This window comes from Methanobrevibacter ruminantium (assembly GCF_016294135.1).
GTDB classification, from domain to species: Archaea; Methanobacteriota; Methanobacteria; order Methanobacteriales; family Methanobacteriaceae; genus Methanobrevibacter; species Methanobrevibacter ruminantium_A.
Map to the genome: position 1 here is coordinate 1 of NZ_JAEDCO010000048.1, position 9,676 is coordinate 9,676.

Sequence of the window (9,676 nt, forward strand, 5' to 3'; positions counted from 1 at the left end):
AAATCAAGTTTAATACCTAAAAACATTATAAATAACTATTCCAGATTAAATCAAGCTTAAAAGACCTAAAGAGACTACAATCAAAATCAATGTTGATATTGAATCTGTAAGGCTTGTAGACAATGGAATGACAATATTATCCGGATCAAGGCCTCTTCTATATGAAATGGTAGATATATAGAAGACTACAAGCAACATGATTAGAATCAAGACCATACCTGCAATAAGGCTTATCAATATTGATTGAAGGTATCCGACACCAATGTTATTGAAAGCTATTGTTGAGGATTCAGCCAAGAATCCAATTAAAGGATACATTACAATAGCTAATGTCACAATAGCTATGAAGTTTTCCATAGTGTGCTTTTTAGGTCTCAATACCGGGTCGATTAAACCGGAGTGAAGACCTGAAGACAATCTTGCACCTAAGATACTTACCAAACCGCCACTTTCACCAGAGAACAATGGAACCAATGTAAGCAATGTTTGGTTCTTTAGGAGTGTGCTGAGTGAATTGTTCAATATTCCACCAGCAACGGTTCCCAATATGGAACAGCCGAACAGAACTGGAGTGGATTGCCTAACTATATACCTTACCTCATTGTCAGCTGTGTATCCTGAAATCAATGAGACAAGTGTAATCAATATGATGATGGCAAACAATACCATCTTGACGATCGGGTCAAAGCCAATTAGATTGACAATCAAGACACTTAAAATGATTGCAGGCAAGGTGAAGAAGTCTCCTACAGCTGCAATGAAAGGTGTTGTGATGTTATCTGGGTCCCAACCCCCTTCAAAACTCTTAAGTGAAATGAACATTGTAATAGGAAGCATGATGACTGTTGATATCAATCCAGCGATGAATGAAATCAATACAAAGTCAAATAGGCTTATGCTTGGGAAATTGAATAATATGCAGATTACCTTTGCAATGGCTCCAAGCAAGACTGAAAGGACCATAGTCAAGATAATTGAAGCTGTAATGTTTTCATCCAGAAGGTCTGACCTTTTGAATTCTGGAGATATTGTACCGATGTGGAGGTGAGTGCTTAATCTTGATCCGAAGGACCCAAAGATGTTTCCTCTCATTCCAATAGCTCCTGGAATGATTACCATAAGGCCAGGATAGGTCTGGAGGAAGAATTCCATGTTTCCTAAAATGATACCTGCACACAAGTCACCTACAGCACAAATGGAAAGGGCAATTAGGCTTTCCTTCAAAACAGAATCAGTGTCAGCTAAAAATTCTCTTATGTAGCTTAGAAAACGTGCTGGAAGTGAAACAATGAACTTTACAGCATTGAATAAAAATAGAATAATGCTAACAACCAATGTGATGAGAGATTCCCCAAATTGACGTACCATCTTCATTAGACTTTTCAACTGGTTCACCTCCTATCATCATAGTGTCACATCCATACATATTAAATAAATAATTTAATTGAAATCAAATTCATATAAACTCTAAAAATACACAAACAATAAAGATCAATTCATATAAACTCTAAAAATACACAAACAATAAATCAAAATTGAATTAATCGTCATCGATAAATTCTTCAATATTTCCTAAATCTTCTAAATGCATTTCTCCATCTGCTAATTTTTCAATAATTTCAGTTCCTGTTTCGGATCCTTTAGCAATCAAAACATCTCCTGCAAGGATAACAGTGTTTTTGTCAGGACCATAAATCCAGGAATCCCCACGTCTGATGGAAATGATTCTCATACCGGTACGGTTGAGCAATAGCAATTCTCCTAAGGATTGGTTTGTTAAAGCAGAGCTTTCCTCAACATTTACACGAATGATGTTCCTTTCGGATTCTTCCATAACCATTTTGAATACAAGGTGTGGTTCGAATCCCTTTAATGTCAAGTCAGCTAAATCCTTTGCAGCGTTTCCCATGGATTCAGCAGCTTCTGCAATCTCAAGCAATGTAGTCAATTTTTCTGCATCCTCAAGTGAACGGGCAGCTACAAGAGATTGCTTCTTTATTTCATAATTCATGCTGTTGAGTCTGTTTTCAAGGGTCAATACCTCTTCTGCTGCAGCTTTGTTGTTGAATAAAACAGCAGAATAAGCCAAATCAACCATTAATTCCGACATGTCTTTCATTTCAATTAAAATATCTTTTACACTTGGCATTTTTAAAACCTTCTTTAATTAATATGTAATAAATAAGCATAATTCGCAATATAAGTTAAAAATTCAAATAAAAAATCAAATTAAAATTTATTTTAAAGTTTTCAATAGACATTCACGTCTCAATTTCAATAATTCCATATGCTTTATTTTCAAATCGTTCTTATCTTCCAAAATGTCTTCAAGTCCTTTTCTTACAGCCTGACATGGCTCTTCAAGATGAATCCAGTCACAATGTTGACAGCTCCATACATCCTTGTCCTTGATCCATTCACCGCCTGTCAATCCATCAGCACATGGATAGAAAGGACAATAACAGAAATCACATGCCTCCAATTCCTTATGGCATGGCAAATATTCGCAATCATAGTCAAGACCCTTAGGTGTCTCGTCCTTCAAGTACCTTTCAAAGAAATCAATGTTTTGTGAAATGAACTTAGGCTTGACCACATAGTCAGATGAAGTTACCATATAATCCTCAAGCCTGTAAGTCAACTTGTTTCCTATAATCAAAGTGGAATTCTCTATAATGTTATCCTCATTGATCTCATTGAACTTTGAGATTTCATATCTATAGCCATCATTCACAATGCCAACCAATAATTCATTGCTGAAGTCATCCATGACTTCCTTCAAGATATTGAAATTGCATTTATCGCCATTTTCGCCAATTGGATTATGAATAAATAAAACAAAGTCATTCTTTAAGGCAAACTTAATCTTATTTCTAAGCTCTTTGTCTGATACAAGATGGTTGTTCAAGTCAATAGCTACAAAATCATTCAATGGAGCTCCCAATACAGCTGAACTGTAATCTATTGGAGAAACAGCTGGATAAATCTTCAATTCAATATCACTATGTTTTGAACTCATTTGAATCAGAAGATTGGCTATACCATAAATGTTTCTCTTGTTGGAGCAGATTAGAGCCACATTGTTGTCTTGAGACCTTGAAATGGCCAATTCTATCTTCAAGTAAGATTCCTCAAGTTTGGAATAGATATCGCCAGTCTCGTCAATAGACTCTGACTCATCCAAACCAATGCTTACTTCATTTTGCTCTTCTAAGCCATTGGCAATGATTTCCTTATCTTTAATATATGTATCCAAATCGCTTAAGTCAATATTATCATAATTGACTATGATATCTGCTTCAATTATGGCATTAAATACATTTACAGTAATGTTTCCTATATCAGAACCCATGCTAATAAGATTAATCATCATATCACCTTTTTAGGGACCTTCTGTTATTGTTTTTATCTTTTGAAAATCTTTAATAAATAATTGATTTAGCTAAAAATAGCTAAACTAAAATAAATAGAATAAAGGTGCTAATAGCTCGCTTGTAGGTTCAGTGGAACCTCCAGATGAACCGCCAGAAGATCCGCCATCAGATGAGGAACCTCCAGATGAGCCACCAGATGAACCGCCAGAAGATCCTCCGCCAGATGAGGAACTAGATCCTGAATCAGAGGAACTGGAACTGGATGAACTGGAACCACTAGAGCTTGAACTAGAGCTTGAGCTACTACTTGAACTTGACTTGTACTTTGAGCTGGAACTTGATTTGGAACTGGAATTGCCTTCATCCAATATGGAATAGCTATTGTCATCAGCATCAAATATTTTCAAGATGGAATCAACCTTCAATGTATCCAACTTAACTTCAATACCATTTATTGTGTGTTCAGCAGTAGCTGTAGCAATGATCTTATAATCAGGTTCACCATTAATGATGATTGAACCGGATTTTCCACTAGGCTTGGAATAACCGAAAGCGGTTACGGTTACATTGAACTCCTCCTTGTCAGTGTCATCTACAGTTGTGACGGTCATGTTCTCTACATTGACCCCATCGACATCCGCCACCTCTGAGAGCTTATCAGCCAATTCAAATTTATTTGTAACATTTACATTGTCCGGATCTTTAATGAGCAATCCGCCAACATTGTCAGGACTGAAAAATGAGGTTACAGTGCTGACTTGCATATTTATTAATTCTCCTGGATCAGGAACTTCTCCAGTTGCTAAAGTATAGGAACTGAAAAGTCCTATTTCAAAAAATACAACAAATAACAATATGATAACTATTATTCTTGAAATTTTCATTTTTATACCCTTTATGAATTAATTTTTAAATTGTTTTAAATTATCTTTTTATAAGCAAATCTTTCTATATTTCATCACAAGACTTATACTTTTCATTGGCTTCAATAAGCTTTAAATGTGATGAAGATATATTGTTAGTATCTTATAATGATATAGTTTATATTATTTATATATAATAAGATTATCGAAAAATAATGCAATATAGATTATTTTATTAACAATAAAAAGATAATATAAATATAATATTGAATCAAAAATATTAACGAATGTAATGGAACTGTTTCAAGAAAGCAAAATCTTAATGATATGAGATGGTTTTGCCAAAATAAAGGAAGTAATGAACATGACTGCTGAAATTCTAATTAAATTTGCGAGGAAAGGGATAATATTATCTCCAGAGGCTTATGATTTAATTAAAAACTCTAAAAATCCTATAAATTTAAGTTCAGAAATTATCGTGAAATTGAAAAGCGGAAATTATTCTAAAGATATGGTTCCAGTTGATGTTGACACCATAATGAAAATGGAAGGGCTCAATTTAGAAATGAAAAGCCCTGTTAATGATGAAAAGCCTAAATCAATTGAAAAGCCACCACATATACAAGAAAAACCACTGGAGACTAAAGCTCCAACAAACAAGCCAGATGGTATTGAGGCTAAAAAACCTGAAATGAAAGAAGAAACAGGCAAAAAAATTGAAAAACCTCAAGCTACACCGGAAAAAGGCATTGTACTTGAAAAACCTAAAACTACAGAAGAAAAAGGTATCGGGCTTAATGAACCTAAAGCTGAAGAAAAGCCTAAGGAAGAAATTGAGCCTAAAGTAAATCCTGGCTATGCCAGTGAACATGTAGTTAAGATTGAAGATGCTGAAGTTTCAAAAGAGGTTGAAGTGAAATATAAAAGAAACTTGACCGAATCAAAAGTGAGCTTTGACAAATTCAAGGTCCTGAAAGACACAAGCAACAAATCATACACTAGCGGGGAGATTAGAAATCTAATCGATTACTTCCAAAACAGATACAAAAAATTATCTGGAATATTGGAAAAAAGGCCAGAACTTAGAACCTGGCAAAAGATCAATGAAATCACTGAAAACCAGACTGACTTGAACCTAATCGTAATGATTACAGACATCAGAAGCACTAAAAACGGCCATTATCTCATTGAAGTGGAAGACGATACAGGTTCCTTGCCTATTTTAGTAAGCAAGGATAATGATGAGCTCATAAGAGCTGCAAGAAACCTGATGAGAGATGAAGTGATTGGTGTCATTGCACAAAAGAGAGCTGGCCAAAGTGAAAACCAATTGGCAATTTGCCAAAATCTAATTGATCCTGATGTTCCAAGAAAGGATAGAAAAGAGGTTGATTTCGGTACTGTATTCACTTCAGATATTCACATAGGAAGTTCTACATTCCTTGAAGATGCATTTGTCAGATTCACCAAATGGCTTAATGGTGACTATGGTAACGAAGAGCAAAGGGAAATGGCTAATAACGTTAAGTATATGATTATCGGTGGAGATATTGTAGACGGAATCGGTGTTTATCCAAATCAGGATAAGGAATTGGCCATTAAGGACATTACAGCCCAATATGATGAGGCAGCTCGTTTGGTTGGTGATATCCGAAGTGACATTAAAATCATCATCACTCCTGGAAACCACGACGCTTCAAGAGTTGCAGAGCCACAGCCTGCTGTTCCTGAAAAGTATGCTAAATCATTATACAAGCTAAATAACGTTGAATTCCTCTCAAATCCTAGTACAGTAAGCTTGGATGGCCTTGAAGTATTGATTTACCATGGAAGAGGCATAGATGACATGGTGATGGGATCAAATGACTTTTCACATGAACGCAATGACCTCGTAATGAAGGAATTCCTAAGAAAAAGACATTTGGCTCCATTGTATGGTGAAAGAACCCCACTTGCTTCAGAGCTTGAGGATCACTTGGTTATTGATAGGGTACCTGACGTATTGCATACAGGCCATGTTCATATTAACACCTATGCAAACTATAATGGAATTCACTGTATAAATTCAGGTACTTTCCAGACTCAAACAGAGTTCCAGAAAATTTACAACATCGTGCCAACACCTGCAGAGGTTCCTATCATTGATGTAGGTGGAAATTACAAGCAATTGAAATTCATTGATTAATTATTTTCAAAATCAGCTATTTTAAAAAATAGCTCTTCACTTTTTTTAATTTGATATATGTTAAGGATGATAAGATGGAAAAGGAAATTGTAAAATCCGTAGTGGAAATGTCAGCATATGTATTTGAAAGAGGATTGGTCTCTGGAAAAGCTGGCAATGTAAGTGCAAGATTCAAAGGTGAAAACGGCGACATAGTGGCCATCACACCTACCTTAAAATCCCTTGCAGACTTAAGGGAAGAGGACATTGTTCTCGTGAATGAAAAGGGGGAATTATTGACAAAAGGAAAGCCATCATCTGAAGTTGGAATGCACTTGGCAATATACAGAGAAAAGCCTGATGTTTACGGTATTGCACATACACATTCACCTTATGCAACAGGATTTGCATTTTCTGCCAAGAAAATTAAACGTCTTGAAGGATTTGGAGCCATTAAGTCCGAATACTTGAAGGACATTGAATACTTCAAGCCAGGAAGCAAGGAGCTTGCTGAAGCTGCAAGTGAAGCTCTAAGGACAGAAGATGCAATCATCTTGAAGAACCATGGAGTCATAGCAACTGGAGAGACAGTGAAGGAAGCTGCAGCTCTTGTTGAATTCGTTGAGGAAATAGCTAAAACACAGTTTGTGACTCATGTCTTGAATTCAATTGAATAGAATGCTTGATTGAAACCAAATCAATCATGATTTTTTTCCGTTGTAAAAGTTTATATACATCAAAAATAAAATAGGATAGTATGAAAATAGAATTTGATATTATTGGAACAATCCATTCCCCATTTAAAGAGTTAGAGGGAATGCCAATCCAACCAACTGGTGCAAAAGGAATTGAAGGTAAAATATGTCTTAAAGATGAATTCAAGCCTGGATTAAAGGATATTGATGGTTTTTCACATCTTATACTCATATATCACTTGCATAAGACAAATGGAAATGCACTCGAAGTGAAACCATTCATGGACAATAAAACACATGGAGTCTTTGCTACAAGATCTCCTAAAAGGCCTAACAATATTGGAATGACAACTGTAAAATTGGATAAGGTTGAAGATGACATTCTCTATATTTCAAATGTAGACATTCTTGACGGCACTCCACTTCTTGACATCAAGCCATACGTTCCTCAGCTATTTGAAGACACTTTAGTTGATGACATCAAGATCGGATGGTTTGAAACCAAGCATCAAAAAGCTAAAAACCAAAAGGCAGATGATAGATTCTTCAAATAATTTATCATTTCTTTTTTTTATAAAAATCTAATTAGTTTTATAAATGACAAATAAATAAAAATAATATTTTTATAGATTATAATTTCCATCATCTGCAAAATCATCCTTATTTTTGCTTCTGTATCCTAATGCAATTATCAATATTACAAGTGCAACACCAAAGACCGCAATCAATTGACTGTTTTTAGCTGTGACTGGAGTATTTTCTTCCTTTAAGATCTCATAAGCTTTCGCTCCTTCAGATGCACTGCCACCACCGTTTTCGCCAGAGTCTCCTGTACCGCCATTAGATTGACCTGAAAGGTCTCCAACTGCAATTCCACTACCTGTAAAATTGCCTTCTCCACTTCCTGAACCTTTATTGATTCCTAATCCATTTCCGGTACCATTGCCTATGGTTTTTGGGTTATTCCCGTCTTTTTTAGAATAATCCCTATCATTAGGAATATTATTGTTCTGTTGGTTTTTGCTGGATTCATTAAAATCTTTTGTTTTGTTTGAAGACACTTTTTCATCAATGGTGACGTTGAAACTATGGCTGCCAATTGTAATGGTTATTACAGACCCTGATGGCAATTCATCAAGATTCAAATCTTTCAAATCAAAACGGCCATCCTCACCAACCATAACGGACCCATAATCCTTTCCATTGATATTGACATTATCAATGTAAAATAATCCGGCTCCACTTGGAGTGTTTCCATTGTATAGTTGGCCAAATATTCCATTTTCATCTCCTCCAAAACCCATAGACAAGTGTTTAAAGTCTTCAGGGTCTAAAGCTTTACCAAATACCATAGGGCATATGTGACCCAATCCATATTCCCCATCATTATCAAAGTACCAGTTAGCACCAATATCTACCGCTGGATGATCCATAGTGCTTTTTGCATCCCATTGCTCATTAAAGCCAATGGAATTCCTTTCAAACAGCATTTTCCCATATGGGGATGAACTGTAATTTTCAGCGAAGACAATAGCTGCACCTGTATTGTCCAATGTGGTATAAGTGTCGCTTGATTTCTTTGCATACATAAGGGTGTTTTGAGAAATAATATCTCCATTTGTCAATGAATTTGCATATATGTTCATTACATTAGATGAAATATTGTTATATTGGATAGTGTTTCTGGTAGTGTTTCCCTCAAGCCTTAATCCGCTATTTGCATTGTCAATTATAGTGTTGTTTAGAATGCGATTGGATTTGGCATTTCTTAAAACAAAACCATCCAATTTGTTTTTTGCAATATAATTCCCTGTGATATTGTTTAGAAAAACACTATCAAGAACCAAGCCATCGCGTTTATTGGAGTAAATATTGTTATTGTCAATATTGGTTCTGTTAACGTTTTCGAGTCTTAATCCATCATAACCTTTAGTAATATTATTATTGCTTATTGTATTGAAATTGGAATTTTCCAAAAGGATCCCTGCCTTTTTTCCACCTGAAACAATATTGTCACTAATGATAATGTTGCTTGCATCCTTAACAATGATTCCATAATCGGAATTCACCTGTAATCTTATTCCTTTAATTGTAGATCCTCTAGCAAGTTCAGTGAAATAAAAGCCAAATGAATCCATCATTCCATTTTTGTTTGCATTATCATTTATAGAGCTTGAAGTGTGAATGAGGGAATTGCTTTCTGAAATAATATTTAATTTTCTATTTACGACGATGGAAATGTTGTTATATTCCTTATCATTAAATTGAATTGTATCTCCATCTTTAGAATTATCGAAGATAAATTGTATATCATCGTTTGATGTATTAGAACGTATATTATGGACTGAATTTATCGAACTGATATTATTTTCACTTTCAAATTCAATATTTGATTTAAGATTATTATCGGATAAAAGTGAATCATCTAAATTTAAATCATTATTTGATTCTAAATCGATAGGATTATCATAATTTTCATTATTTAAGTTATTTAATGCAGATACAGAACTTATTAAATAAAAAATTAAGATAATTAGAAAAATTAAAAATAAAAAATGATTATTTTTTAAATTATTCAAT

Annotated in this window: 8 protein-coding genes; 3 read left to right on the plus strand and 5 right to left on the minus strand. The window is 34.6% G+C overall.

Annotated features, from left to right (window positions below):
- Window positions 1–45: 45 nt before the first annotated feature.
- The 4 genes from VW161_RS08135 to VW161_RS08150 all read right to left on the minus strand — a co-directional run bounded on the left by VW161_RS08135 (window position 46) and on the right by VW161_RS08150 (window position 4,258).
- The gene (locus tag VW161_RS08135; RefSeq protein ID WP_304094108.1) at window positions 46–1,386 is read right to left on the minus strand and encodes a magnesium transporter; all 1,341 of its coding nucleotides are present in this window, start codon (window positions 1,384–1,386) and stop codon (window positions 46–48) included.
- A 154-nt stretch (window positions 1,387–1,540) separates the two neighbouring features.
- A complete protein-coding gene (locus VW161_RS08140; RefSeq protein WP_298535896.1) occupies window positions 1,541–2,149 on the minus strand; it encodes a potassium channel family protein in 609 nt (202 codons plus the stop codon).
- 87 nt (window positions 2,150–2,236) lie between these two features.
- A complete protein-coding gene (locus tag VW161_RS08145) occupies window positions 2,237–3,370 on the minus strand; it encodes a cysteine-rich small domain-containing protein (RefSeq protein WP_304088348.1) in 1,134 nt (377 codons plus the stop codon).
- Window positions 3,371–3,457: 87 nt separating this feature from the next.
- Window positions 3,458–4,258: a hypothetical protein gene (locus VW161_RS08150; protein ID WP_325192900.1), complete on the minus strand. Its 801-nt coding sequence runs from the start codon at window positions 4,256–4,258 to the stop codon at window positions 3,458–3,460.
- A gap of 343 nt (window positions 4,259–4,601) precedes the next feature.
- On the opposite strand from VW161_RS08150, the gene VW161_RS08155 reads away from it, so the two are divergent.
- The 3 genes from VW161_RS08155 to tsaA all read left to right on the plus strand — a co-directional run bounded on the left by VW161_RS08155 (window position 4,602) and on the right by tsaA (window position 7,650).
- Window positions 4,602–6,422: a DNA-directed DNA polymerase II small subunit gene (locus VW161_RS08155; protein ID WP_304094105.1), complete on the plus strand. Its 1,821-nt coding sequence runs from the start codon at window positions 4,602–4,604 to the stop codon at window positions 6,420–6,422.
- Between the two features lie 74 nt (window positions 6,423–6,496).
- Window positions 6,497–7,078: a class II aldolase/adducin family protein gene (locus VW161_RS08160; protein WP_304088355.1), complete on the plus strand. Its 582-nt coding sequence runs from the start codon at window positions 6,497–6,499 to the stop codon at window positions 7,076–7,078.
- Window positions 7,079–7,158: 80 nt separating this feature from the next.
- On the plus strand, window positions 7,159–7,650 hold the full coding sequence (gene tsaA / locus VW161_RS08165; protein WP_304088357.1) for a tRNA (N6-threonylcarbamoyladenosine(37)-N6)-methyltransferase TrmO: 492 nt from the start codon (window positions 7,159–7,161) through the stop codon (window positions 7,648–7,650).
- A gap of 69 nt (window positions 7,651–7,719) precedes the next feature.
- Here the strand turns inward: tsaA and VW161_RS08170 are convergent.
- Window positions 7,720–9,676: right-handed parallel beta-helix repeat-containing protein (locus VW161_RS08170; protein WP_325192901.1), on the minus strand; the 1,957-nt coding region annotated here is incomplete at its 5' end.

Bases quoted from the DNA above. Each gene is read 5' to 3' on its own strand.
- VW161_RS08140 (WP_298535896.1), bottom strand. From the start codon at position 2,149: ATGCCAAGTGTAAAAGATATTTTAATTGAAATGAAAGACATGTCGGAA.
- VW161_RS08145 (WP_304088348.1), bottom strand. From the start codon at position 3,370: ATGATTAATCTTATTAGCATGGGTTCTGATATAGGAAACATTACTGTA.
- VW161_RS08150 (WP_325192900.1), bottom strand. From the start codon at position 4,258: ATGAAAATTTCAAGAATAATAGTTATCATATTGTTATTTGTTGTATTT.
- VW161_RS08155 (WP_304094105.1), top strand. From the start codon at position 4,602: ATGACTGCTGAAATTCTAATTAAATTTGCGAGGAAAGGGATAATATTA.
- VW161_RS08160 (WP_304088355.1), top strand. From the start codon at position 6,497: ATGGAAAAGGAAATTGTAAAATCCGTAGTGGAAATGTCAGCATATGTA.
- tsaA (WP_304088357.1), top strand. From the start codon at position 7,159: ATGAAAATAGAATTTGATATTATTGGAACAATCCATTCCCCATTTAAA.